This is a genomic window from Pseudomonas sp. TSO6, from assembly GCF_056098905.1.
This window is the reverse complement of sequence record NZ_JBLZWV010000074.1, coordinates 34,774-58,731: the sequence shown is the minus strand read 5'-3', so window position 1 is coordinate 58,731 and position 23,958 is coordinate 34,774. Positions and strand designations below refer to the sequence as shown.

Below are 23,958 nucleotides of genomic sequence, written 5' to 3'. Positions count from 1 at the left end.
TTACCCGCGAAAGGGCCTGCATAGGCGAAGCAGATTTAACTGTTTTGTCACCATTCCACAGCCAAACCGTAAACCTTCAAAGCCAGTCTGAAACTCCCGCATCCTATCTGGGAGACAGGCAATGGCACGTGACCACGACGGTATCTACCAACCCAACGCCAAAGCTCGCAAGCAGCAGGAAAAGGATCAGCGCCGCATGGAATATCGCCGCGCGATCGAGACCTATTGCGACCAACGTCAACTGCTGCGCGACCTGGTGGATTATCCCGAGTTGCAAGCACTCACAGTGTGGCAGTCTTCAGCGGCAACTTCCCCGAAAAACGCTCAACAAGCGCGCTGATCAGCGCACGTTCGCTGCGGATGAATGCCAGAAACGCCAAGGCCACCGGCGACTGCCGCTTGGCCTTGGACTGCACCACGCACCAGCTGCGGTACAGCGGCAGCTCTTCCACCGGTAGCTCCTTCAGCGCACCGGTGGCCAGTTCCAGGTTGACCGCATGGCGGGTCAGCAGGGCAATCCCCAGGCCGGCGATCACGCACTCGCGCTGGGCATCGGCCGAGGCCACCTCCAGGGTCTGGGTGAAATGCACGCGCTTGTCCTTGAAATACTCCTCGCAGGCCTTGCGCGTACCTGAGCCTTGTTCGCGTACCAGCAGGGTATGAGGCTCCAGGTCCTGAAGGCGCAGCTGGTCCAGCTTGCACAGCGGGTGCTCGGGCGGTGCCACCGCGATGATCGGGTTGTTGAGGAACGGCAGAAATTCCAGGCCCATGTCCTGCGGCACCATCGACATGATGATGATGTCGTCGCGGTTATCCGAAAGGCGGCGGATGGCCTGGGCGCGATTGACCACCGTAAGGGTCAGGTTGACCTCCGGGTGACGCTGCTTGAAGGCGGCGAACAGGTGTGGCACGAAGTACTTGGCGCTGGACTCGATCGCCAGTTTGAGCTGCCCCTGCAATGAGCCCTGCATGTCCGACAGCTGCATGTCCAGGCTCTCGAGGCGCCCGAAGATGTCGCGGCTGGCGCGTTGCAGGGCTTCGGCCGCTTCGGTCAGGTAGAGCTTCTTGCCCACGTACTCGAACAGCGGCTGGCCGATCAGCTCCTCGAGCTGGCGGATCTGTAGACTAACGGCGGGTTGCGTCAGCGACATCTCCTCCGCCGCACGGCTGTACGAGCGCAAATCGCACACCTCATTGAAGATCTGCAATTGACGCAAAGTCATACGCATCAATGACTTACGCATTTTCCAACGCCCTTCGGCAACACCTTGTAACTGCACTATAAGCTTTTACTAATGCTGCCTCTAACAAATATTGATTTTTGTTTATCGACCTACAGCGCTAGGGTGAATACGCGACTGGCCAGCAACGCCTGGTCACGCGCCGACCGGTAGAACCGGCTCGACTGTTCCTACGGCTTTGGGAAGACTCCAGTGATAAAAAAAATCCTGATCGCCAACCGAGGTGAAATCGCAGTTCGGATCGTGCGTGCCTGCGCCGAGATGGGCATACGCTCGGTAGCGATCTATTCCGACGCCGATCGGCACGCATTGCACGTCAAGCGCGCCGACGAAGCCCACAGCATTGGTGCCGAGCCGCTGGCCGGTTACCTGAACCCGCGCAAGCTGGTGAACTTGGCTGTGGAAACCGGCTGTGATGCCCTGCACCCGGGCTACGGCTTCCTGTCGGAAAACGCTGAACTGGCAGAGATCTGCGCCGAGCGCGGGATCAAGTTCATCGGCCCCGCCGCAAACGTCATTCGCGGCATGGGCGACAAGACCGAAGCGCGCCGCACCATGATTGCCGCCGGTGTGCCGGTAACCCCGGGCACCGAAGGCAACGTTGCCGATATTCATGAAGCCCTGAGCGAAGGTGAGCGCATCGGTTACCCGGTGATGCTCAAGGCCACCTCCGGTGGCGGCGGCCGCGGTATTCGCCGTTGCAACAGCCGCGAAGAGCTGGAACAGAACTTCCCACGGGTGATTTCCGAGGCCACCAAGGCCTTTGGCTCGGCCGAAGTGTTCCTGGAAAAGTGCATCGTCAACCCCAAGCATATCGAGGCACAGATCCTCGGTGACAGCTTCGGCAACGTGGTGCACCTGTTCGAGCGCGACTGCTCGATCCAGCGCCGTAACCAGAAGCTCATCGAAATTGCTCCAAGCCCCCAGCTCACGCCCGAGCAGCGCGCCTACATCGGCGACCTGGCGGTACGTGCGGCCAAGGCGGTGAACTACGAGAACGCCGGCACCGTGGAGTTCCTGCTCGCCGATGGCGAGGTGTACTTCATGGAAATGAACACCCGGGTGCAGGTGGAGCACACCATCACCGAGGAAATCACCGGTATCGACATTGTCCGTGAGCAGATTCGCATCGCCTCGGGCCTGCCGCTGTCGGTGAAGCAGGAAGACATCCAGCACCGCGGTTACGCGTTGCAGTTCCGCATCAACGCGGAAGACCCGAAGAACAACTTCCTGCCCAGCTTCGGCAAGATCACCCGTTACTACGCCCCCGGCGGCCCGGGTGTTCGTACCGATACAGCGATCTACACCGGCTACACCATTCCGCCGTTCTACGACTCCATGTGCCTGAAACTGGTGGTGTGGGCGTTGACCTGGGAAGAGGCCATGGACCGCGGCCTGCGAGCCCTGGATGACATGCGCGTGCAAGGGGTGAAGACCACCGCCGCGTACTACCAGGAAATCCTGCGCAACCCGGAATTCCGTAGCGGGCAGTTCAATACCAGCTTCGTCGAAAGCCACCCTGAGCTGACCAACTACTCGATCAAGCGCAAACCCGAAGAGCTGGCCCTGGCCATCGCCGCCGCCATCGCCGCCCACGCAGGCCTGTGAGGAAACCTATAATGTCCAAGAAAATTCACGTAACCGACACGATCCTGCGCGACGCCCACCAGTCCCTGCTGGCCACCCGCATGCGTACCGAAGACATGCTGCCGATCTGCGACAAGCTCGACAAAGTCGGCTACTGGTCGCTGGAAGTCTGGGGCGGCGCCACCTTCGACGCCTGCGTGCGCTTCCTCAAGGAAGACCCGTGGGAGCGCCTGCGCAAGCTGCGCGCAGCCTTGCCCAACACCCGCCTGCAAATGCTGCTGCGCGGCCAGAACCTGCTGGGCTACCGCCACTACAGCGACGACGTGGTCAAGGCCTTTGTCGCCAAGGCTGCGGTAAACGGCATCGATGTGTTCCGCATCTTCGACGCCATGAACGACGTGCGTAACCTGCGCGTGGCCATCGAAGCGGTCAAGGCCGCCGGCAAGCACGCCCAGGGCACCATCGCCTATACGGTCAGCCCTGTGCACACCATCGACGCCTTTGTTGCCCAGGCCAAGCAGATGGAAGCCATGGGTTGCGACTCGGTGGCAATCAAGGACATGGCCGGCCTGCTGACCCCATTCGCCGCGGGTGAACTGGTCAAGGCGCTGAAGGCCGAGCAGTCGCTGCCGGTGTTCATCCACTCCCACGACACTTCCGGCCTGGCCGCCATGTGCCAGCTGAAAGCGGTGGAAAACGGCGCCGACCACATCGACACCGCGATCTCCAGCTTCGCCTGGGGCACCAGCCACCCAGGTACAGAGTCGATGGTTGCTGCGCTCAAGGGCAGCGAGTTCGACACCGGCCTGGACCTGGAGCTGCTGCAGGAAATCGGCTTGTACTTCTACGCCGTGCGCAAGAAGTACCACCAGTTCGAAAGCGAGTTCACCGCCGTGGACACCCGCGTGCAGGTCAACCAGGTGCCGGGCGGCATGATTTCCAACCTGGCCAACCAGCTGAAAGAGCAGGGCGCGCTCAACCGCATGAACGAAGTGCTGGCAGAGATCCCGCGTGTGCGTGAAGACCTCGGCTTCCCGCCGCTGGTGACGCCGACCTCGCAGATCGTTGGTACCCAGGCGTTCTTCAACGTGCTGGCCGGCGAGCGCTACAAGACCATCACCAACGAAGTGAAGCTGTACCTGCAAGGCGGTTACGGCAAGGCCCCGGGTGTGGTCAACGAGCAGCTGCGCCGCCAGGCCATCGGCAGCGAAGAAGTGATCGACGTGCGCCCGGCCGACCTGCTGAAGCCGGAGATGACCAAGCTGCGTGCCGACATCGGTGCCTTGGCCCGTTGCGAAGAAGATGTGCTGACGTTCGCCATGTTCCCGGACATTGGCCGCAAGTTCCTCGAAGAGCGCGAAGCCGGCACCCTTACCCCGGAAGCGTTGTTGCCAATTCCAGAGGCTGGCGCCGTTTCTGCGCCAGGCGGTGAAGGCGTCCCGACCGAGTTTGTCATCGACGTGCACGGCGAAACCTACCGTGTCGACATCACTGGCGTTGGCGTGAAGTCCGAAGGCAAGCGCCACTTCTACCTGTCGATCGACGGCATGCCGGAAGAAGTGGTGTTCGAGCCACTCAACGAGTTCGTCGGCGGCGGCAGCAAGCGCAAGCAAGCCACCGACCCAGGCCACGTCAGCACCAACATGCCAGGCAACATCGTCGATGTACTGGTCAAGGAAGGTGACGTGGTCAAGGCTGGCCAGGCCGTGCTGATCACCGAGGCCATGAAGATGGAAACCGAAGTGCAGGCGGCCATCGCCGGCAAGGTCGTGGCCATCCATGTGGCCAAGGGCGATCGCGTGACGCCGGGTGAGATCCTGATCGAGATCGAAGGCTGAGATAAGCCCTCATCTACAAGCGGTTAACCTCTGGGGAGCGGATGCTCCCCTTTTTTTGTGCTGTATTTGCTGGCCTCTTCGCGGGTAAACCCGCTCCCACAGGATTTCCACAAGCCTTGAGGTCAGTGGTGAACCTGTGGGAGCGGGTTTACCCGCGAAGAGGCCAGCTGATCAGCCACATTTGTCAGCTTTTACGGCATGCCTCAAGCGTTTCTACCTGGCCTCCCGGCTGCTGGTTTTCCTCGCTCAACCACCGTTCGAACCCCGCAGCCACTGCTGGCCATTCATCATCGGTAATCGAATACCACGCCGTATCGCGGTTATGGTCCTTCACCACCAGGTGCTTGCGGAACACCCCTTCGTAGACGAAGCCGAACCGTTCAGCCGCGCGCTTGGAGCGCGCGTTGGCGTTGTTGCACTTCCACTCCAGCCGGCGGTTGCCCAGTTCGAAGCCCAGCTTGCCCAGCAGGTACACCGCCTCGGTGCCCTTGGGTGTGCGCTGCATGGCGGCGCCGAAGGCGATGTGGCCGATTTCGATGCGGCCGTGGTCGGGCACGATCGACATCAGGCTGAGAATGCCCTGGGCCTGGCCGCTGGGGCGGTCGATGACGGTGTAGAACAGCGGGTCGCGCCCCGCGGCGTTGCCCTCCAGCCAACGGTCGAAGGCAGCACGTTCGGCGAACGGGCCATAGGGCAGGTAGTCCCACAGCACCGGGTCGGCGGTTGGGCCTTGCAGTACTTCCCAGAGGTCGTCGCCATGGCGCGCCGGGTCGAGCTTTTCCAGGCGGATGAAGCGGCCGTCAATAGGCTCGGCCTCGGGCGTTGCGGCGGGTTTCCAGTTCAATACGTCTGTCATGTTCGGCCTACAAGCCTTTGCGGAATTGAATGAAGCCCGAGCGCTCGGCAACCTGCTGATACAGGCTGATGGCGGTGGCATTGGTGTCGTGGGTCAGCCAGTGGACCTTGATGCAGTTGTCGGCCTTGGCTGTGGTGTAGACGTGCTCGATCAGCTGGCGACCAATGCCCAGGCCACGTTGCGAGCTGTCCACGTACAGGTCCTGCAGGTAGCAGGAGTTTTCGATGCTCCAGTTGGAACGATGGTAGATGAAGTTGACCATCCCCACCGCCTTGCCATCGACCCAGGCCAGTGCCGAATGGGTCGGCTCACGTGGGTCGAGCAGGCGCTGCCAGGTGCTGAGGCTGACTTCATCGGCCAACTCGGTTTCATAGAAGTGCAGGTAGGCCTGCCACAGGGCGAGCCAGGCGGCATGGTCTTGGGCGTTGACGGGGCGCAGGGTAACGCTGGGCATGGGGCTATTCCTTCACAGTTGGCGCATGTGCGCCGCGAGTTGGTTGTCCAGTTGATCAGGGCTGGCGCTCAGGCTTTCACGCACGCCGGAGATGTCTTGCTCGGAGCGGTTCTGGCTGAGCTTGCGCGCACCTTGCAGGCGGGCGATGGGCAGACGGATACCGACGATGGCGCGGAGCATGCCGTCGATGTAGTCAGCCGGGGCATCGGCGACGCTCCACGGTTCATTGCGGCCTTGTTCGTGGCGCTCGGTCAGGCGGCTGACGATAGCGAGCAGAGGCTCGGCTTCATGGATGACTTCGGCCGGGCCATAGGCGTGTACGGCCAGGTAGTTCCAGGTCGGCACGACCTTGGGGTTATCGGCTTTGCTTGGGTAGTAGCCGGGGCTGACATAGGCATCGGCGCCGGGGAAGACCAGCAGGGCTTCGCCACCTTGTGCCAGGTCCTGCCATTGGCGGTTGGCCCGTGCCAGGTGCGCATAGACGGTGCCAAACTCGCCTTCGCCCGTGTCGACCAGTACCGGCAGGTGTGTGGCCAACAGGCCTTGCTCCCCTTGGCTGACCAGCACGGCCAGGCGGGTGTCGAGCATGTGCTGGTGCAGACGGCCGAGGTCGTGCTCCTGGTGGGGTTTGCTGTTGTACATGCTCGGTTTCCTTGTGCAATGGTGCCATCCTAGGCAGGCTATTGGTTCTGGGTAAGAGCCATTACTGCCTGTTTTGATAGGTCCAATGCCATGCGCGATAACCCCCTCGTCTTGCCTTTCGACCCTTCCGGAATCGCCTTGGACCGCCGCCGCGGGCTCAGCCAGCAGCTGTACCAGGCGCTGCGCGCGCGAGTGCTGGACGGCCGTTTGAGCAGCGGTACCCGGCTGCCGGCCACCCGCGAGTTGGCCACCATGCTGGTGCTGTCACGCAACAGCGTGGTGCGGGCCTATGACCAGTTGTACGCCGAGGGCTACATCGAAAGCCGGGTGGGCGATGGCACCTATGTAAGCCGGCTACCCAAACTATCCACACAAGTATCCACAGGGTTATCCCATGGGTTATCAACAGGTTTATCCACATTTTCAGTAAACGACACTGAGGATTTATCCAGCAACCGACGTTCCAGTGAAGCTTTGCAGCGGCTGAAAACCAACCACTTGCCGCCGCCAAGAAGCGGCCAGCCGCGTGCTTTTCGCGTGGGTATTCCCGCATTCGACCTGTTCCCGTTTGACGTCTGGGCCAAGCTGCAGGCGGGTTTCTGGCGTAATCCGAGCCCCGCACAACTGGGTTATGGCGACCCGGCGGGCGAGCCGATGCTGCGCGAACTGATCGCTGCCTACTTGCGTCGCTCGCGTGGGCTGAGTTGCATGGCTGAACAAATTGTGATCACCAGTGGTGCACAGCAGGCCATCAGCCTTTGTGCACAGTTGCTGTTGCAGCCGGGCGACGGTGTGGCTGTGGAAAACCCGGGGTATCGGGCGGCTGGCCATGCCTTCGCACTGGCGGGTGGCCGAGTGCTTGGCGTACCGGTGGATGAAGAGGGGATGGACTGCGGCCGGCTCGGTCAGTTGGAGGATTGCCGGCTGGCCTACGTGACGCCTGCTCACCAATACCCGACCGGGGTAACCATGAGCCTGGCGCGTCGCCTGGAACTGCTGGCCTGGGCTGACCGCAACGATGGCTGGATCATCGAGGACGACTACGACGGCGAGTACCGTTACAGCGGCGCGCCTTTGGCTCCGTTGGCGGCACTCGACCGGCACGGGCGGGTCCTGTACGTCGGCACCTTCGGCAAGATTGCCTTCCCGGCGCTGCGCCTGGGCTATCTGGTACTCCCACCGCAGTTGGCGCAGGCGTTCAGCCAGGGCAAGGCGCTTGCGGTGCGCCATTCTGAGGTGAGCAGCCAATGCGTGATGGCCGAGTTCATCGCCCGCGGGCACTTTCAGCGGCATATCCGGCGCATGCGCAAGGCAGCGTTGAGCCGACGCAATGTGCTCAAGGCAGGCTGGCCTGTGGATATTCCAGGTTTGGGCGCCATGCCGGCAGTGGCGGCCGGGCTGCATGTGAAGGTTGATGTGGATAACTTTGCGCGGGAGCAGGCACTCGTGGCCAAGGCTGAAGCGGTGGGTGTGGAGGTTACGCCGCTGAGTAATTTCTGGTTGGCGGACAGCGAGGTGCCTGTGGATAAGCGGGCGGGGCTGGTGCTGGGCTTTGCAGCGGTTCCGGAGGTGGAGATTGCCGAGGCGCTGATGAAACTGCGCAAGGCCTGGAGAAGGTGAACGGGGCCGCTGTGCGGCCCAATCGCCGGCAAGCCAGCTCCCACAGAGTCCGCGTGGCATGCAATCAATGTGGGAGCTGGCTTGCCGGCGATTGGGCTGCAAGGCAGCCCACGGCGCTATATCAGGTGCCGGACTTGATTCGCGTCCAGGCCCGGGTCCTGGCCCGCTCTGCATCCCTCGCCAATGGCTTGAGGGTATACAGCTTGGCCATCGCCTCTGCCGTCGGGTACAGGTTGGGGTTGTTGCGAATCGCCGGGTTCACCTTGTCGGTCGCATCCTTGTTCGGGTTGGGGTACCCGACAAAGTCGCTGATCGGCGCAATTACCTCCGGCCGCAGCAGGTAGTTGATGAACGTATGGGCGTCCTCAGGGTTGGCCGCATTCTTCGGAATCGCCAGCATGTCGAACCAGATCGGCGCGCCTTCCTTGGGCAGGCGCATGTCCACCACCACGTCGTTCTTGGCCTCGCGGGCGCGGTTGGCGGCCTGTGAGAAGCTGCCGCTGTAGCCCACCGCCACGCAGATATCGCCATTGGCGATGTCTGCCATGTACTTCGAGGAGTGGAAGTAGGTGATGTACGGGCGAATCTTCAGCATCAGTGCCTCAGCCTTCTTGTAGTCGGCCGGTTTGTCACTGTTCGGTGGCAAGCCCAGGTACTGCAGGGCCAGCGGCAGAATTTCCGAAGGCGAGTCGAGCAGGGCCACCCCGCACTGCTTGAGCTTGGCGATGTTCTCTTCTTTGAAGATCAGGTCCCAGCTGTCTACCGGCGCATTGTCGCCGAGCGCCGCCTTGACCTTGGCCGGGTTGAAGCCGATCAGCACGGTGCCGTACATGTACGGCACGGCAAACTTGTTGCCCGGGTCGTTGGCCTCGATCAGCTTCATCAGTGCCGGGTCCAGGTGTTGCCAGTTCGGCAGCTTGCTGCGGTCCAGCGGCTGGAATACCCCGGCCTCGATCTGCTTGGCGAGGAACACGTTGGACGGCACCACCACGTCATAGCCGGAGTTGCCGGTGAGCAGTTTGGCCTCGAGCGCTTCGTTGGTGTCGAAGATGTCGTAGATCAGTTTGACGCCGCTGTCCTTCTGGAAGTCGGTCAAGGTCTGCGGGGTGATGTAATCGAACCAGTTATACACACGCAAGGTGCGCTGCTCGGCCTGGGCTTGCAGGGCACCGGTGAACAGGGTGGCAGCGATGAACGGGGCGAGCAGACGCTTGAGTCGGACCATTACCGGGCTCCTGGCTGGGCGCGCTGGAAGCCTTCCAGCACATTGACCGCGTTGATACCGATTTCTTCCACAGCGTAGCCGCCTTCCATCACGAACAGGGTCGGCTTGCCGAGCTGGGCGATGCGCTTGCCCATTTCCAGGTAATCGGGGCTGTCGAGCTTGAACTGGGAGATGGGGTCGTCCTTGAAGGTGTCCACGCCCAGCGAAATGACCAGCACATCGGCGTCATAGCGGGCAATGCGCTGGCAGGCGTCTTCCAGGGCGGCGTTCCAGGCGGCCCAATCGCTACCGGCCGGCAATGGGTAATTGATGTTGCAGCCCTCGCCGGCACCCTCGCCGGTTTCGTCGGCATAACCGAGGAAGAACGGAAATTCATCCTGCGGGTCACCGTGGATCGAGGCGAAGAACACGTCGTCGCGGCTGTAGAAGATGTCCTGGGTGCCGTTGCCGTGGTGGTAGTCGACGTCGAGGATGGCGACTTTGCGCTTGCCCTGGTCGAGGAACGCCTGAGCGGCGATGGCAGCGTTGTTCAGGTAGCAGTAGCCGCCCATCACTTCACCTGCGGCGTGGTGCCCTGGCGGACGGCACAGCGCGAACGCCGAATGGGCGCCTTGCTGGATTGCTGCCTGGGCGGTAAGGGCGACCTGGGCAGCGCTGTAGGCCGCTTGCCAGGTGCCAGCGGTGATCGGCGCACCGGCATCGAAGCTGTAATAGCCCAGCTCACCGTGCAGGCCAGTGGGTTTTACCTGGCGCAGGGTGCGAGCAGGCCAGGTGAACGGCAGCAGGTCGCCTTCCTGGCCCAGTGCAGCCCAGCGGGCCCAGGCGCCTTCGAAGAAGTTCAGGTAATCGGCGCTGTGGACACGCAGCAACGGCGCGCGGCCGAAGTCAGTCGGGCCCTGGATATCGCCGAGGTTGCGCTTTTTCACCTGATCGAGCACATGGTCGGCGCGCGAAGGCATTTCGAAACAGGGCATCAGCTTGCCGTCGATCAGCTCGCAGCGGCCATGGTGCAGGCGGTGGTCATCGGAATAGATCGTCAGCATTGTTGTTCTCCGTTGGGTACTGGCGTGGGTCCATTGTCATGGGCGGGTCAGTAGCGGAGAACGACGCAAATGGCCAAAAGGGGATCGATGTGGCCAAGGTTGATTGGCCTGTGCTGGCCCTATCGCCGGCAAGCCAGCTCCCACAAGTACCGCACAGGCCTTGAATGCAGCGCAGTACCTGTGGGAGCTGGCTTGCCGGCGATAGGGCCGGAACAGGTCAACCGCGGAAGTGGCTGGGCGCCACACCACTCCAGCGCTGGAAGGCATGGCGGAAACTGGCCGTCTCGCTGAACCCCAACGTTTCGGCAATACGGTAGATGGGCATCTGCTCATCGGCCAGCAACTGCTTGGCGCGCTCGAACCTGAGCTCGTCCAGCAGCTGTTGATAACTGCTGCCCAGCGCCTGCAAATGCCGGCGCAAGGTGCGCGACGAGCAGTTCATCTGCCGTGCCAGGCCTTCCAGCCCAGGCGCGGCATCCAGTTGCTGCGTAAGCAACTGACGGATCCGCCCCAGCCAGGCCTGACGGCCGGTGAACTCAAGGTTCAGGCGCCGGCAGCGCTCGCTCATGGCTTGGTGGGTAATCGGGTCGGCCAGCGGCAGGGGCGTATCCAGCCAGCGCCGCTCGAAGGCAAAGGCATTGTCCTCGGCGGCGAAACCGACGGGGCACTGGAATGCACCGGCATAGCGCGCGTGATAGCCGGGCCGTGGGTGCTCGAAGCGGGCGGCCAGCAATGGTAGCGTGCGGCCAAGCAGGTCGTCGCAAATGACTTTCAGCGACACCATGCAGAATTCTGCGTTGAAAGCGCTCAGCGCCGGGCTGTCGTGGTAATCGCTGGCGCTGAACCAGACCCGCTGGCCATCGTCGATCAACCGCAGCTTGAAGACTGTTCCCAGCAGTGCCGGATATTGCAGCGCCAGGCGCAAGGCGTCACCCAAAGTGGCACTGGAGAGCAGGGCGTAACCCAGCATGCCGTAGCACGACACGTGCATGCGGCGGCCCAGTTCCAGGCCGATGTCCTCGCGCCGGGCTACGGCGTTGGCGCACACCTGCAGTTCCTGCTGGGTGGTGATGCGCGCATCGGCGTGCCCCAGGTCTGCCGGGCCAATGCCGCTGCCGGCCAGCAGCGCAGAAGCCTCGCAACCGTCTGCCTGGAAGACGTTGAGGATCAGCGAAACTGCGTTCAGGGTGGTCAGGTGACTGTGCAGCATGCTGGGTAATCCCGGGGGGCTGGGATGCATTATGGAGCAAGTTGTGTGCCGATATCCCGGTGCCGCTTGCGACCCCACCATCTCTCAGGCAAAAAAAAGGCCCGAAGCAATCGCTCGGGCCTTGAAAGGTTGAGAGGTGTCTAGTCCCTTAACCTGGTGAGACTGTTTGCAGCGGCCGGGTTACGCCTTCAGCGGAACCAGACGTGGAGCGATCATGTTTTCCGGACGCAGGATGTCGTTGAGCATCTCTTCGTCCAGCAGCTTCTCTTCGCGCACCAGTTCCAGTACGCCGCGGCCGGTTTCCAGGGCAACGCGGGCGATACGGGTGGCGTTTTCGTAGCCGATGTACGGGTTCAGGGCGGTGACCAGGCCGATCGAGTGCTCGACCAGTTCACGGCAGCGCTGTTCGTTGGCAGTGATGCCGACGATGCAGTGCTCGCGCAGCATGTCCATGGCGCGTTGCAGCAGGCGGATCGAGTCGAAGATCTTGTAGGCGATCAGCGGCTCCATCACGTTCAGCTGCAGCTGGCCACCTTCGGCGGCGACGGTCAGGGCCAGGTCGTTGCCCATGATGGCGAAGGCGACTTGGTTGACGGCTTCCGGGATAACCGGGTTGACCTTGCCTGGCATGATCGAGCTGCCTGGCTGACGCGCTGGCAGGTTGATCTCGTTGATGCCGGTGCGCGGGCCGCTGGACAGCAGGCGCAGGTCGTTGCAGATCTTCGACAGCTTGACCGCGGTACGCTTGAGCATGCCGGAGAACAGTACGAAGGCGCCCATGTCGGAGGTGGCTTCGATCAGGTCGGCAGCCGGTACCAGCGGCTGGCCGCTGATGGTTGCCAGGCGCTGTACGGCGAGCATCTGGTAGCCCGGGTCGGCGTTGATGCCGGTACCGATGGCAGTACCACCCAGGTTGATTTCGGTCAGCAGCTCAGGCGCCAGCGAACGCAGACGGTTGAGGTCTTCGGTCATGGTGGTGGCGAAGGCGCGGAATTCCTGGCCCAGGGTCATCGGCACGGCGTCCTGCAGCTGGGTACGGCCCATCTTCAGTACGTGGTCGAACTCTTTACCTTTGGCAGCGAAGGCCTGGATCAGGCTGTCGAGGCTGGCCAGCAGGGCATCGTGACCCAGCAGCAGGCCCAGGCGGATAGCGGTCGGGTAGGCGTCGTTGGTCGACTGCGCCATGTTCACATCGTTGTTCGGGTGCAGGTACTGGTACTCACCCTTCTGGTGGCCCATGGCCTCCAGCGCGATGTTGGCGATGACTTCGTTGGCGTTCATGTTGGTAGAAGTACCAGCACCGCCTTGGATCATGTCCACCACGAACTGCTCGTGGTAGTCGCCCTTGATCAGTCGTGCGCAGGCTGCGCTGATCGCGGCGTGCTTGGCATCGCTCAAGTGCCCCAGCTCACGGTTGGCGTCAGCAGCTGCCTGCTTGACCATCGCCAGGCCGACTACCAGTTTCGGGTAGTGCGACAGCGGAACGCCGGAGAGGTGGAAGTTGTTGGCAGCGCGCAGGGTCTGGATGCCGTAGTAGGCATCAGCAGGAACTTCAAGGGTACCCAACAGATCTTTTTCGACGCGGAACGATGCAGCGGAGGACATGATGTATATCATCTCGATATTGACCCGGCACATGCCGGAATGGCGCCAATCCTAGGCCTGAAGGTGATTTTGCGGCCAATGCTGTTGCACGCTAACCTATGCACAAACGGCATAGTGTTTCATGTGACGCCAATTGACATTCGAGCGTGTTCCATTTTGGTGCACGCCGGGAGATGTGCTTCGTGAACCTTGAAAGCAAATGGCTGGAAGATTTCAGTGCGCTGGCTTCTACCCGCAGTTTTTCCCAGGCCGCAGAGCGGCGTTTCGTCACCCAACCGGCCTTCAGCCGGCGTATTCGCAGCCTTGAAGCGGCGTTGGGGTTGCAACTGGTGAATCGTTCCCGCACGCCCATCGAACTGACCGAAGCCGGCCAGCTGTTTCTCGTCACGGCGCGCACGGTTGTCGACCAGTTGGGCGAAATTCTCCGCCATTTGCATCATCTTGAGGGCGGGCAGGGCGAGGTGGTGCAGGTGGCTGCGGCACACTCCCTGGCGTCGGGCTTTTTCCCCCGGTGGGTGGCCCAGTTGCGCAACGACGGTTTGAACATCGCCACCCGCCTGGTTGCGACTAACGTCGGAGATGCCGTGCATGCATTACGTGAAGGTGGCTGCGACCTGATGCTTGCCTTCTATGACCCGGACGCCGCCCTGCAGATGGATGCCGAGATCTTCCCGTCGTTGCACATGGGCAACACCGAAATGTTGCCGGTGTGCGCCGTGGATGCCGAGGGCAAGCCGTTGTTCGACCTGGAAGGTGAGGGCAGCGTGCCGTTGTTGGCCTATACCGCTGGCGCCTTCCTGGGCCGGTCGGTCAATTTGCTGCTGCGCCAGCGCAACTTGCGCTATACCACGGTCTATGAAACCGCCATGGCCGACAGCCTCAAGAGCATGGCGCTTGAGGGCATGGGTATTGCCTGGGTACCGCGCCTGTCGATGCGTGGCGAGCTGGAACGGGGCGAGCTGGCCGTCTGCGGCGGCAGCCAGTGGCACGTGCCACTGGAAATTCGCCTGTACCGCTGCGCCCTGGTGCGCAAGGCCAACGTCAGGCTGTTGTGGCGCAAGCTCGAGGGTACGGCGACGGTTGACCCAAAAGTCAGCCAAAGCCCCGAAAAATAAGGCCCGACAGTTGGTCGCCGGGGTGCCTTAAACGCACCACCTTACGGTATACTGCGCGGCCTTTCGACCGGATGCGTCCGGTCCAGATCAGCAAACAAGCCACGCCGGTCGTCCCGCGTGGCTTGTTGTTTTTTGACGCGCCCGCGGGCGCACAAGCGAAGAGGCTCGACGATGAGTGCACTGGTTGGCGTGATCATGGGCTCCAAGTCCGATTGGTCCACCCTTAGCCACACCGCCGATATGCTGGAAAAACTCGGCATTCCCTACGAAGTGAAGGTGGTTTCTGCCCACCGCACCCCGGATCTGCTGTTCCAGTATGCCGAGGAGGCCGAAGGCCGCGGCATCGAGGTGATCATCGCCGGTGCCGGTGGCGCAGCCCACCTGCCAGGCATGTGCGCCGCCAAGACCCACCTGCCGGTGCTGGGCGTGCCGGTGCAGTCGTCGATGCTGTCGGGTGTCGATTCGCTGCTGTCGATCGTGCAAATGCCAGCCGGCGTGCCGGTTGCCACGCTGGCCATCGGCCGTGCCGGTGCGATCAACGCTGCGCTGCTGTCGGCCAGCATCCTGGGCGCCAAGTACCCGCAGTACCACGCGGCGCTCAAGCAGTTCCGCACGGAACAGACCGACACTGTGCTGGACAACCCAGACCCGCGCCAGGCTTGAGGCTCAACCCATGAAGATCGGTGTAATCGGTGGCGGCCAGCTGGGCCGCATGCTGGCCCTGGCGGGCACCCCGCTGGGCATGAACTTCGCTTTCCTCGACCCGGCACCGGACGCTTGTGCCGCGCCGTTGGGCGAGCACCTGCGTGCCGACTACGGCGACCAGGACCACCTGCGCCAGCTGGCCGACGAAGTCGACCTGGTCACCTTCGAGTTCGAAAGCGTCCCGGCCGAGACCGTGGCCTTCCTCTCGCAGTTCGTACCGGTGTACCCCAGCGCCGAAGCGCTGCGCATCGCCCGCGACCGTCTGTTTGAAAAGAGCATGTTCCGCGACCTGGGTATCCCGACCCCGGCCTTCGCCGACATCCTCTCCCAGGCAGACCTGGACGCTGCGGTAGCCAGCATCGGCCTGCCGGCCGTGCTGAAAACCCGCACCCTGGGCTACGACGGCAAGGGTCAGAAAGTGCTGCGCACGCCAGAAGACGTGGTAGGCACCTTCGCCGAGCTGGGCAGCGTGCCGTGCCTGCTGGAAGGCTTCGTGCCGTTCACTGGCGAAGTGTCGCTGGTGGCCGTGCGTGCCCGTGATGGCGACACCCGCTTCTACCCGCTGGTGCACAACACCCACGAAAGCGGCATCCTGCGCCTGTCGGTAGCCAGCCAGGCGCACCCGCTGCAGGCCCTGGCCGAAGACTACGTGGGCCGTGTGCTGCAGAAGCTGGACTACGTCGGCGTCATGGCCTTCGAGTTCTTTGAAGTGGACGGTGGCCTGAAGGCCAACGAAATCGCTCCGCGTGTGCACAACTCCGGGCACTGGACCATCGAAGGCGCCGAGTGCAGCCAGTTCGAGAACCACCTGCGCGCCGTTGCCGGCCTGCCGCTGGGCTCCACGGCCAAGGTGGGCGAGAGCGCGATGCTCAACTTCATCGGTGAAGTGCCGGCCGTGGACAAGGTTGTCGCCATCGGCGACTGCCACCTGCACCACTACGGCAAGGCCTTCAAGGTCGGCCGCAAGGTTGGCCACGCCACCCTGCGCTGCCATGACATGGCCACCCTCGAGCGCAAGATTGCCGAAGTAGAGGCTCTGATCAGCAACTGATCGGGCTGTAAATCGAACTTCTGCAAGCGGCTTGCCCTCTGAACATGGCAACAAGCCAAAGCCCGTCTAGGCTTTGGCTTGCTCCATATTCACTGCAGAGGGATTGCCATGGGCATCATTGGAACCATCTTCATCGGCCTCATCGTCGGCCTGCTGGCCCGCTTCATCAAGCCGGGCGACGACAGCATGGGCTGGATCATGACCATCCTGCTGGGTATTGCCGGCTCGTTGCTGGCTACCTACGGCGGCCAGGCACTGGGCATCTACCAAGCCGGGCAGGCGGCGGGCTTCCTTGGCGCGCTGATCGGTGCCGTGGTCCTTCTGGTGATCTACGGATTCATCAAGAAACGCTGAATACTGGTTAGAATGCCCGGCAATTCATTCGAGTTGCCGAGCATTGCCATGCGAGCCTTTTTCCTCGTCCCCCTCCTGTTGGCCAGTACCCTGGCCCATGCCGAACTGCCTGAAACCGACTGGCTGGAGTTGATGCCCAAGTCGGATCAGAAGGCGCTCGAGCAAATGCCCGAAATCGACCACAACTCGCCGGAAGCCATGGGCACCTTTACCGACAAGGGCGGGCTGAAGCAGAGCAAGGGCCTGCCAGCGGTGATGTATTCGACCAAGACCGTGGCGGCCATGAACGGCAAGGACATTCGTCTGGGCGGCTACCCGGTGCCGCTGGAAAGCGATGCCAAGGGCAACAGCACGCTGTTCTTCCTGGTGCCTTACCCAGGCGCGTGCATCCATGTGCCGCCTCCGCCGCCGAACCAGCTGGTGCTGGTGCGCTACCCGAAAGGGTTGAAGATCGATGATATCTACACACCGCTGTGGGTCAGCGGCAAGCTGAAGGTAGAGAAGGTCAGTAATGACCTGGCCGATGCGGCCTATGCGCTGGATGCGGGGAAGGTGAGGGTGGTGGAAGACGCAGACCTCTGACACCTGGCCCGGCCTCTTCGCGGGCAAGCCCGCGAAGAGGCCGGCAAAAACATTGCAGGCCTCAGATCATTTCACAATCGATCTGTACACCCAGCGAATGACTCGCGCCAGGCTCCAATTCCACCAGGTCATCCCACACATTCGCTGTCTCGATGCACAGCATCCGCTGCCAGCCGTCGTCAGCCATATCCGCCAGCTCCCTGGCCCGCTCGGTCCATGGGTTCCAGATCACCGCCGACCGCGAGCCGCTGCTGGTCAGGTTTATCCGCCGGCTCCAGTGCGGGTCGACAATGCTCAGGGTCTGCGGGGTGTCGAGGTAGATCCGGTCCGTCTCCCCGGCAAACCCCAGTGCGCCCTGCTGCTGACGCTGTTCCCAGTCCGCCAGCGTTTCGATATAGCTCAGGCCCTCGACGCCTTCGACCCGCGCCTGGCGCACATCGCTGACCGCGAAGTAGCTGTGCAGGGCCTGGCTGATGGTAACGGGGGTATTGCCCATGTTGCAGCTGGTCAGCTTAAGCGTCAGCGCATCACCCAGCTCCACCACCAGTTTCAGTTCGACGTCATGGGGCCAGTCGGGCAGATCGCCCTGCGCTTCAGGCAACTGGAATTCGATGCGCAGGCCGGTGCCCGCTTCCTCGATACCCAGCAGCTGCCAGTCACGCGAGCGCGCCAGCCCGTGAGCAGGCGCCTGCTCGCCGTGGTACATGGCCTGAACGGCCTGGGGGTTGCGCTGCAGGTTGCCGAACCACGGCCAACACACCGGCACACCGGCGCGTACCGACTTGCCGTGACGGAAGATGGCCTGGTCGCTCAGCCACAGCAGCGGCGGCTCGCCGACCCGCTGGTAGCTGAGGATCTGCGCGCCCTGCTGGGCGATCAGGAGTTCGGCGCGGTCGCTGCTGATACGCCAGCAGTTGAGTTCGCCATGTTGCTCGGTTACGACCTGGTAGGTAGCCATTGCGTTCGTCTCATTGATTGCCAGTGGGCCTTGGACCCGGGCACATGCAATGAGTTTACCGCCCGCGTGGCTCAGCGACGAGGCACGGAGCGGGTGCGGCCACTGCCGTCGATGGCAACGAAGACGAATGCTGCTTCGGTAACCTTGCGCCATTCACTGGACAACGGGTCGTCGCTCCACACTTCGACCATCATCTGGATCGAGCTTCGGCCGATTTCCAGGGTCTGGGTATAGAACGATAGCTGTGCGCCCACCGCGACCGGTACCAGGAACGCCATGCGTTCGATGGCCACGGTCGCCACGCGGCCACCGGCGACGCGGCTGGCCATGGCGGTGCCGGCCAGGTCCATCTGGGCAACCAGCCAGCCGCCGAAGATGTCGCCAAATCCGTTGGTTTCGCGCGGGAGTGCGGTGATTTGCAAGGCCAGGTCGCCTTGCGGGATTGGATCTTCTTGTTCGAGCTCAATCATGCGATGGGGCCTCTGACCCGTGACGCTTTTCGTTGGTGTGGCGCAAAGGCCGGGTAAACGATTCAGCTTGAAACATACTACGCCGATTTCGTTTCACTGGACGGCCGTAGGGAAACTCTGCGAAACCGTCTGACATAAAGACCGGCGTTTTCGCACAACATCCCACGCTGGCAGCAACCTTTTCCTACGAATCGCCAGTATATAGAGCATAACCGCCAGCGACGACCGCGCACTCATGAATATCTGTATGGATTTTGTATCGCTTTCGGCGCGCCTCGGCAATTTGCTATCTTCGCCTGTCTCCCAATCCAGAAGCCGCGTGCCAAGCGGCCTGCATGCCCTACAAGAGAACAACGAGCGATGACTTCCGTGCCGAGCAGTATCGAGCAGCCCCCGCGGCCGCTGACCCGCAGCGATTACAAGACACTCTCACTGTCCGCCCTGGGTGGCGCACTGGAGTTCTACGACTTCATCATCTTCGTGTTCTTCGCCACAGTGGTCGGCAAGCTGTTCTTCCCGGCCGACATGCCCGAGTGGCTGCGCCTGATGCAAACGTTCGGCATTTTCGCCGCCGGCTACCTGGCGCGGCCGCTGGGCGGCATCATCATGGCTCACTTTGGTGACCTGCTCGGGCGCAAGAAGATGTTCACCCTGAGCATCTTCATGATGGCCCTGCCGACCCTGATCATGGGCCTGCTGCCAACCTATGCCCAAATTGGCATGTGGGCGCCGATCCTGCTGCTGCTGATGCGGGTGATCCAGGGCGCGGCGATTGGGGGCGAGGTGCCGGGCGCCTGGGTATTCGTCTCCGAGCACGTACCGGCGCGCAACACCGGCTATGCCTGCGGCACCCTTACAGCAGGTTTGACCGCCGGCATTCTGCTGGGCTCGCTGGTGGCAACCCTGATCAACAGCGTGTACAGCGCTGAAGAAGTGGCCGATTACGCCTGGCGTATTCCATTCCTTCTCGGCGGTGTGTTCGGCCTGTTCTCGGTGTACCTGCGCCGCTGGCTGCATGAAACCCCGGTGTTCGCCGAGATGCAGCAACGCAAGGCGCTGGCCGAGGAGCTGCCGCTGCGCGCCGTGCTGCGCGACCACCGCGGCCCGATCATCCTGTCGATGCTGCTGACCTGGATGCTGTCGGCCGGTATCGTGGTGGTCATCCTGATGACCCCGGCGCTGCTGCAGAGCTTCTACCACATCAGCCCGATCGACTCGCTCAAGGCCAACAGCATGGCCATCGTGCTGCTCAGCTTCGGCTGCATCGGCGCCGGCAGCCTGGCCGACCGCTTTGGCGCGGGGCGGGTGTTCGTGATCGGCAGCCTGTTGCTGCTGGCCAGCTCCTGGACCTTCTACCACAGCCTGCCGACCCGGCCCGAGCTGCTGTTCCCGCTGTACGCGCTGACCGGCCTGTGCGTGGGTGTGATCGGCGCGGTGCCTTATGTAATGGTCAAGGCATTCCCGGCGGCGGTGCGCTTCAGCGGGCTGTCGTTCTCGTACAACGTGGCCTACGCGATCTTCGGCGGTTTGACGCCGATGGTGGTGACCGCGCTGCTGAAAGTAAGCCCGATGGCGCCTGCCTACTATGTGGCAGGGCTGTGCGCCGTTGGTCTGGCCGTGGGCCTGTACCTGCTCGCCAACAAGCGCTGATCTGGCTGGCTGGCGCGGGCATTGTGGGAGCGGCCTTGCGTCGCGAAAGGGCCGCAACGCGGCCCCAAGGTTGCCAGCGAAGATGCATGAATTAATGGGGCTGCTTCGCAGCCCTTTCGCGACACAAGGCCGCTCCCACAAGGTTTGGTGTCAGCATGCTGCTTTTACGATGATGGCCTTTCATCCAATTGTCACAATGAAGTCATATCGTGTTCATGCGGCCTGCCGATACTTGGGCCCGTTCCATCCAACACCCCAATATTCCTGCTAGGAGCAAGGCATGAAACTGAAGCGTTTGATGGCGGCCCTCACCTTTGCCGCCGCTGGCGTTGCAACCGCCAACGCGGTAGCCGCTGTCGATCCTGCAATCCCGACCTACACCAAAACCACCGGTGTTTCGGGCAACCTCTCCAGCGTCGGTTCCGATACCCTCGCGAACCTGATGACTCTGTGGGCCGAGGCCTACAAGAAGGAATATCCGAACGTAAACATCCAGATCCAGGCTGCCGGCTCTTCCACTGCGCCACCCGCGCTGACCGAAGGCACCGCCAACCTCGGCCCGATGAGCCGCAAGATGAAGGACGTCGAGCTGCAGGCCTTCGAGCAGAAGTACGGCTACAAGCCGACCGCCATTCCGGTCGCCGTCGACGCCCTGGCCGTGTTCGTGCACAAGGACAACCCGATCAAAGGCCTGACCATGGAGCAGGTCGACGCAGTCTTCTCCTCCACCCGCCTGTGCGGTGGCAAAGCAGACGTGAAAACCTGGGGCGACCTGGGTGTGACCGGCGACCTGGCCAACAAGCCAGTGCAGCTGTTCGGCCGCAACTCGGTATCGGGCACCTACGGTTACTTCAAGGAAGAAGCCCTGTGCAAAGGCGACTTCAAGCCTAACGTGAACGAACAGCCTGGCTCGGCTTCGGTCGTGCAGTCGATCAGCAGCTCGCTGAACGGCATCGGCTACTCGGGTATCGGCTACAAGACCGCCAGCGTGAAGACTGTTCCGCTGGCCAAGAAAGGCAGCACCGAGTACATCGAAGACAACGAAGAAAACGCCCTGAACGGCAAGTACCCGCTGTCGCGCTTCCTGTACGTCTACGTCAACAAGGCCCCGAACAAGCCTCTGGCCCCGCTGGAAGCCGAGTTCGTCAAGCTGGTACTGTCGCAAGCTGGCCAGCAGGTCGTGGTGAAGGATGGCTACATCCCGCTGCCGTCCAAAGTCGTCGACAAGACCTTGGCTGACCTGGGCCTGTCCCACACGGGTAACGTTGCAAAGAAGTAAGTAACTGAAGAAGGGGCCGGTGCTGATGCCCGGCCTCTTCCACGAATTTCCAGTCCGAAGCCAGGTCCCCTGTGCGGCGGGCTTTCGCGCGTCACCACTTTGTAATGTTTTTGTCACACGGGACCGCTAGGGTGTGCGCATGAATGATCTGGCCAATTCCAACATGACCCAAAACTCCCAGCCCGTGCGCATTGATTTCAATACGCCCGAGTTGCAACGCAAGCGCCGCATCCGCGCGCTGAAGGACCGCCTGACCCGCTGGTACGTGCTGGTGGGCGGGCTTGCCGTATTGGCGGCAATCACCTTGATCTTCTTCTACCTGGCCTATGTGGTGTTGCCACTGTTCCAAGGCGCCGAGCTGACCAGCAAGAAGGCCCTGGAGCCGGCCTGGCTGCAGCAGGATGCCGGCAAGCCGCTGCTGATTGCGCTTGAAGAACAGAACCTGGTGGGGATGCGAGTTTCGGACAAGGGCCAGGCACTGTTCTTCGATACCAAGACCGGTAACGAGCTCAAGCGGGTCGACCTGCCAGTGCCGGCAGGCACCCAGGTAACCTCGATCAGTACCGACCAGCCGGGCAGCCCGCTGGTGGTACTGGGTTTGTCCAATGGTCAGGCGCTGGTGTTCCACCACACCTACAAGATCACCTACCCGGACAACAAGAAAACCATCACCCCCGGCATCGACTATCCCTACGGCGAGCAGCCGTTCGTGCTTGACGAACAGGGCCGTGCGCTGGAGCACGTCAACGTCAACGTCAATGGCGACACCTTGGTACTGGCCGGGTCCACCGGCGCGCACCTGCAGGTGGTGCAGCTTACCCGCAGCGAAAACATGATGACCGAAGAGGTCACCACCGAGCAGAACCGTATCGTGCTGCCGCAGATGACCGAAGCGGTGAAGAACATCTTCATCGACCCGCGTCAGCAGTGGCTCTACGTGATCAACGGCCGCGCCACCGCCGACGTGTTCAGCCTGCGTGACAAGAGCCTCAACGGCCGCTACAAGCTGGCCGAAAGCGCTGACACCGAAATCACCGCCAGCGCCCAGTTGGTCGGCGGCATATCGCTGATTATCGGTGACTCCAAAGGTGGCCTGGCCCAATGGTTCATGGCCCGTGACCCGGACGGCGAATCGCGCTTCAAGCAGATCCGTACCTTCCAGATGGGCAAGGCCCCGGTGGTGCAGATTGACGCCGAAGAGCGCCGCAAGGGCTTCATCGCCTTGGACGCCGACGGCAAGCTGGGCGTGTTCCACAGCACCGCGCACCGCACCCTGTTGGTCGAGCCGGCTGCCGAAGGCCCTGGTATTCTGGCCCTGTCGCCGCGTGCCAACCGCATCATTATTGAAGAAGGCGGCAAGCTGCTGCCGCTGAGCCTGCGCAACCCGCACCCTGAAGTTTCCTTCAGCGCGCTGTGGGGCAAGGTGTGGTACGAGAACTACGACGAACCGAAATACGTCTGGCAATCGACCGCTTCCAATACCGACTTCGAACCCAAGCTGAGCCTTTCGCCGCTGACCTTCGGTACGCTGAAAGCCGCGTTCTACGCGATGATCCTGGCCGCCCCGCTGGCCATTGCCGCCGCCATCTACACCGCCTACTTCATGGCCCCGGGCATGCGCCGCAAGGTCAAGCCGGTGATCGAGCTGATGGAAGCGATGCCGACGGTGATCCTCGGCTTCTTCGCCGGCCTGTTCCTGGCCCCGTACCTCGAAGGCCACCTGCCAGGCGTGTTCAGCCTGTTCCTGTTGATGCCGCTCGGCATCCTGCTGGCCGGCTTCACCTGGAGCCGCCTGCCGGAGTCGATCCGCCTGCGTGTGCCGGATGGTTGGGAAGCCGCGATCCTGATACCGGTCATCCTGTTCACCGGCTGGTTCGCCCTGACCATGAGCCCGCACCTGGAAAACTGGTTCTTCGGCGGTGACATGCGCCTGTGGATCACCAACGACCTGGGCATCACCTACGACCAGCGCAACGCCCTGGTCGTGGGTATCGCCATGGGCTTTGCGGTCATCCCCAACATCTATTCCATTGCCGAAGACGCCGTGTTCAGCGTGCCGCGCAGCCTGACCCTGGGCTCGCTGGCCCTCGGCGCCACGCCTTGGCAGACCCTGACCCGCGTGGTCATCCTCACCGCCAGCCCGGGCATTTTCTCGGCGCTGATGATCGGCATGGGCCGTGCGGTGGGCGAGACCATGATCGTGCTGATGGCCACCGGCAACACCCCGGTGATGGAAATGAACCTGTTCGAGGGCATGCGCACCCTGGCCGCCAACGTGGCCGTGGAAATGCCGGAATCGGAAGTCGGTGGCAGCCACTACCGCGTGCTGTTCCTGGCCGCGCTGGTGCTGCTGATGTTCACGTTCGTCATGAACACCTTGGCCGAGCTGATTCGCCAGCGTCTGCGCAAGAAATACTCGTCGCTTTGATAGAAAGGTAGCGATCCGTGAAAAAGGATTCCCTCAAAGGCTGGT

General features: G+C 62.3%; 22 protein-coding genes. 12 read left to right on the top strand and 10 right to left on the bottom strand.

Features of this window, described 5'->3' with window-relative positions; translation table 11 throughout:
- Positions 1-121: 121 nt before the first annotated feature.
- The gene (locus tag ACN6NG_RS29485) at positions 122-340 is read left to right on the top strand and encodes a PA3496 family putative envelope integrity protein (RefSeq protein ID WP_081237737.1); all 219 of its coding nucleotides are present in this window, start codon (positions 122-124) and stop codon (positions 338-340) included.
- Here ACN6NG_RS29485 and ACN6NG_RS29480 read toward each other — a convergent pair.
- On the bottom strand, positions 282-1,244 hold the full coding sequence (locus tag ACN6NG_RS29480) for a LysR family transcriptional regulator (RefSeq protein ID WP_063422551.1): 963 nt from the start codon (positions 1,242-1,244) through the stop codon (positions 282-284). The genes ACN6NG_RS29485 and ACN6NG_RS29480 overlap by 59 nt on opposite strands.
- A gap of 189 nt (positions 1,245-1,433) precedes the next feature.
- Here ACN6NG_RS29480 and ACN6NG_RS29475 point away from each other — a divergent pair, with 189 nt between their 5' ends.
- Entirely contained in the window at positions 1,434-2,849 is a 1,416-nt protein-coding gene (locus tag ACN6NG_RS29475) for an acetyl-CoA carboxylase biotin carboxylase subunit (protein ID WP_016502270.1), read from the top strand.
- 11 nt (positions 2,850-2,860) lie between these two features.
- Positions 2,861-4,666: a sodium-extruding oxaloacetate decarboxylase subunit alpha gene (gene oadA, locus ACN6NG_RS29470; protein WP_063422549.1), complete on the top strand. Its 1,806-nt coding sequence runs from the start codon at positions 2,861-2,863 to the stop codon at positions 4,664-4,666.
- Between the two features lie 184 nt (positions 4,667-4,850).
- Here the strand turns inward: oadA and ACN6NG_RS29465 are convergent, their stop codons facing one another.
- Genes ACN6NG_RS29465 through ACN6NG_RS29455 form a run of 3 tightly spaced genes read right to left on the bottom strand, consistent with a single transcriptional unit; the run spans position 4,851 to position 6,618 of the window.
- Positions 4,851-5,522 (bottom strand): GNAT family N-acetyltransferase, encoded by a 672-nt coding sequence (locus tag ACN6NG_RS29465; RefSeq protein ID WP_474317471.1) that lies wholly within the window; start codon positions 5,520-5,522, stop codon positions 4,851-4,853.
- A gap of 7 nt (positions 5,523-5,529) precedes the next feature.
- Positions 5,530-5,976, bottom strand: coding sequence for an N-acetyltransferase family protein (locus ACN6NG_RS29460; protein ID WP_474317468.1), 447 nt, complete (start codon positions 5,974-5,976; stop codon positions 5,530-5,532).
- 12 nt (positions 5,977-5,988) lie between these two features.
- The gene (locus tag ACN6NG_RS29455) at positions 5,989-6,618 is read right to left on the bottom strand and encodes an FMN-binding negative transcriptional regulator (RefSeq protein ID WP_474317465.1); all 630 of its coding nucleotides are present in this window, start codon (positions 6,616-6,618) and stop codon (positions 5,989-5,991) included.
- Between the two features lie 90 nt (positions 6,619-6,708).
- Here ACN6NG_RS29455 and pdxR point away from each other — a divergent pair, with 90 nt between their 5' ends.
- Complete coding sequence (gene pdxR, locus ACN6NG_RS29450; protein ID WP_474317462.1) at positions 6,709-8,238, top strand: MocR-like pyridoxine biosynthesis transcription factor PdxR; 1,530 nt, start codon at positions 6,709-6,711, stop codon at positions 8,236-8,238.
- Between the two features lie 121 nt (positions 8,239-8,359).
- Here pdxR and ACN6NG_RS29445 read toward each other — a convergent pair whose 3' ends face one another.
- The 4 genes from ACN6NG_RS29445 to aspA form a co-directional block, all read right to left on the bottom strand.
- Positions 8,360-9,463 (bottom strand): polyamine ABC transporter substrate-binding protein, encoded by a 1,104-nt coding sequence (locus ACN6NG_RS29445; RefSeq protein WP_016502264.1) that lies wholly within the window; start codon positions 9,461-9,463, stop codon positions 8,360-8,362.
- The gene (locus ACN6NG_RS29440) at positions 9,463-10,506 is read right to left on the bottom strand and encodes a histone deacetylase family protein (protein ID WP_049273960.1); all 1,044 of its coding nucleotides are present in this window, start codon (positions 10,504-10,506) and stop codon (positions 9,463-9,465) included. The genes ACN6NG_RS29445 and ACN6NG_RS29440 overlap by 1 nt, the downstream gene beginning before the upstream one ends.
- 217 nt (positions 10,507-10,723) lie before the next feature.
- Positions 10,724-11,716 carry an AraC family transcriptional regulator gene (locus ACN6NG_RS29435; RefSeq protein WP_049273962.1) on the bottom strand — a complete coding sequence of 331 codons (993 nt, stop codon included), beginning with the start codon at positions 11,714-11,716 and terminating at the stop codon, positions 10,724-10,726.
- A gap of 180 nt (positions 11,717-11,896) precedes the next feature.
- The gene (aspA, locus tag ACN6NG_RS29430) at positions 11,897-13,321 is read right to left on the bottom strand and encodes an aspartate ammonia-lyase (RefSeq protein ID WP_041168153.1); all 1,425 of its coding nucleotides are present in this window, start codon (positions 13,319-13,321) and stop codon (positions 11,897-11,899) included.
- Between the two features lie 182 nt (positions 13,322-13,503).
- Here aspA and ACN6NG_RS29425 point away from each other — a divergent pair, with 182 nt between their 5' ends.
- The 5 genes from ACN6NG_RS29425 to ACN6NG_RS29405 all read left to right on the top strand — a co-directional run bounded on the left by ACN6NG_RS29425 (position 13,504) and on the right by ACN6NG_RS29405 (position 17,128).
- Positions 13,504-14,436, top strand: a complete 933-nt coding sequence (locus tag ACN6NG_RS29425; RefSeq protein ID WP_353457183.1) for a LysR substrate-binding domain-containing protein — start codon at positions 13,504-13,506, stop codon at positions 14,434-14,436.
- Positions 14,437-14,607: 171 nt separating this feature from the next.
- Entirely contained in the window at positions 14,608-15,099 is a 492-nt protein-coding gene (purE, locus tag ACN6NG_RS29420; RefSeq protein WP_016489856.1) for a 5-(carboxyamino)imidazole ribonucleotide mutase, read from the top strand.
- A gap of 10 nt (positions 15,100-15,109) precedes the next feature.
- Positions 15,110-16,192 carry a 5-(carboxyamino)imidazole ribonucleotide synthase gene (locus ACN6NG_RS29415; RefSeq protein WP_474317458.1) on the top strand — a complete coding sequence of 361 codons (1,083 nt, stop codon included), beginning with the start codon at positions 15,110-15,112 and terminating at the stop codon, positions 16,190-16,192.
- 108 nt (positions 16,193-16,300) lie between these two features.
- Entirely contained in the window at positions 16,301-16,546 is a 246-nt protein-coding gene (locus ACN6NG_RS29410; RefSeq protein WP_012054121.1) for a GlsB/YeaQ/YmgE family stress response membrane protein, read from the top strand.
- Positions 16,547-16,594: 48 nt separating this feature from the next.
- Positions 16,595-17,128, top strand: coding sequence for a DUF3299 domain-containing protein (locus ACN6NG_RS29405; protein ID WP_161775560.1), 534 nt, complete (start codon positions 16,595-16,597; stop codon positions 17,126-17,128).
- Between the two features lie 61 nt (positions 17,129-17,189).
- Here ACN6NG_RS29405 and ACN6NG_RS29400 read toward each other — a convergent pair whose 3' ends face one another.
- Together ACN6NG_RS29400 and ACN6NG_RS29395 are read right to left on the bottom strand one after the other, a co-directional pair.
- Positions 17,190-18,086: a D-hexose-6-phosphate mutarotase gene (locus ACN6NG_RS29400; RefSeq protein WP_063422539.1), complete on the bottom strand. Its 897-nt coding sequence runs from the start codon at positions 18,084-18,086 to the stop codon at positions 17,190-17,192.
- A 71-nt stretch (positions 18,087-18,157) separates the two neighbouring features.
- Positions 18,158-18,556, bottom strand: coding sequence for an acyl-CoA thioesterase (locus ACN6NG_RS29395; RefSeq protein ID WP_016489852.1), 399 nt, complete (start codon positions 18,554-18,556; stop codon positions 18,158-18,160).
- A 360-nt stretch (positions 18,557-18,916) separates the two neighbouring features.
- Here ACN6NG_RS29395 and ACN6NG_RS29390 point away from each other — a divergent pair, with 360 nt between their 5' ends.
- The 3 genes from ACN6NG_RS29390 to ACN6NG_RS29380 all read left to right on the top strand — a co-directional run bounded on the left by ACN6NG_RS29390 (position 18,917) and on the right by ACN6NG_RS29380 (position 23,913).
- Complete coding sequence (locus tag ACN6NG_RS29390; protein WP_049277693.1) at positions 18,917-20,206, top strand: MFS transporter; 1,290 nt, start codon at positions 18,917-18,919, stop codon at positions 20,204-20,206.
- 280 nt (positions 20,207-20,486) lie between these two features.
- Positions 20,487-21,485: a phosphate ABC transporter substrate-binding protein PstS gene (locus ACN6NG_RS29385; protein ID WP_019470240.1), complete on the top strand. Its 999-nt coding sequence runs from the start codon at positions 20,487-20,489 to the stop codon at positions 21,483-21,485.
- A gap of 139 nt (positions 21,486-21,624) precedes the next feature.
- Positions 21,625-23,913, top strand: a complete 2,289-nt coding sequence (locus tag ACN6NG_RS29380) for an ABC transporter permease subunit (protein WP_063422537.1) — start codon at positions 21,625-21,627, stop codon at positions 23,911-23,913.
- Positions 23,914-23,958 lie beyond the last annotated feature (45 nt).

Bases quoted from the DNA above. Each gene is read 5' to 3' on its own strand.
- ACN6NG_RS29445 (WP_016502264.1), bottom strand. From the start codon at position 9,463: ATGGTCCGACTCAAGCGTCTGCTCGCCCCGTTCATCGCTGCCACCCTG.
- oadA (WP_063422549.1), top strand. From the start codon at position 2,861: ATGTCCAAGAAAATTCACGTAACCGACACGATCCTGCGCGACGCCCAC.
- aspA (WP_041168153.1), bottom strand. From the start codon at position 13,321: ATGTCCTCCGCTGCATCGTTCCGCGTCGAAAAAGATCTGTTGGGTACC.
- purE (WP_016489856.1), top strand. From the start codon at position 14,608: ATGAGTGCACTGGTTGGCGTGATCATGGGCTCCAAGTCCGATTGGTCC.
- pdxR (WP_474317462.1), top strand. From the start codon at position 6,709: ATGCGCGATAACCCCCTCGTCTTGCCTTTCGACCCTTCCGGAATCGCC.
- ACN6NG_RS29480 (WP_063422551.1), bottom strand. From the start codon at position 1,244: ATGCGTAAGTCATTGATGCGTATGACTTTGCGTCAATTGCAGATCTTC.
- ACN6NG_RS29435 (WP_049273962.1), bottom strand. From the start codon at position 11,716: ATGCTGCACAGTCACCTGACCACCCTGAACGCAGTTTCGCTGATCCTC.
- ACN6NG_RS29465 (WP_474317471.1), bottom strand. From the start codon at position 5,522: ATGACAGACGTATTGAACTGGAAACCCGCCGCAACGCCCGAGGCCGAG.
- ACN6NG_RS29380 (WP_063422537.1), top strand. From the start codon at position 21,625: ATGAATGATCTGGCCAATTCCAACATGACCCAAAACTCCCAGCCCGTG.
- ACN6NG_RS29455 (WP_474317465.1), bottom strand. From the start codon at position 6,618: ATGTACAACAGCAAACCCCACCAGGAGCACGACCTCGGCCGTCTGCAC.
- ACN6NG_RS29460 (WP_474317468.1), bottom strand. From the start codon at position 5,976: ATGCCCAGCGTTACCCTGCGCCCCGTCAACGCCCAAGACCATGCCGCC.
- ACN6NG_RS29395 (WP_016489852.1), bottom strand. From the start codon at position 18,556: ATGATTGAGCTCGAACAAGAAGATCCAATCCCGCAAGGCGACCTGGCC.
- ACN6NG_RS29405 (WP_161775560.1), top strand. From the start codon at position 16,595: ATGCGAGCCTTTTTCCTCGTCCCCCTCCTGTTGGCCAGTACCCTGGCC.
- ACN6NG_RS29485 (WP_081237737.1), top strand. From the start codon at position 122: ATGGCACGTGACCACGACGGTATCTACCAACCCAACGCCAAAGCTCGC.
- ACN6NG_RS29385 (WP_019470240.1), top strand. From the start codon at position 20,487: ATGAAACTGAAGCGTTTGATGGCGGCCCTCACCTTTGCCGCCGCTGGC.
- ACN6NG_RS29410 (WP_012054121.1), top strand. From the start codon at position 16,301: ATGGGCATCATTGGAACCATCTTCATCGGCCTCATCGTCGGCCTGCTG.
- ACN6NG_RS29440 (WP_049273960.1), bottom strand. From the start codon at position 10,506: ATGCTGACGATCTATTCCGATGACCACCGCCTGCACCATGGCCGCTGC.
- ACN6NG_RS29415 (WP_474317458.1), top strand. From the start codon at position 15,110: ATGAAGATCGGTGTAATCGGTGGCGGCCAGCTGGGCCGCATGCTGGCC.
- ACN6NG_RS29400 (WP_063422539.1), bottom strand. From the start codon at position 18,086: ATGGCTACCTACCAGGTCGTAACCGAGCAACATGGCGAACTCAACTGC.
- ACN6NG_RS29390 (WP_049277693.1), top strand. From the start codon at position 18,917: ATGACTTCCGTGCCGAGCAGTATCGAGCAGCCCCCGCGGCCGCTGACC.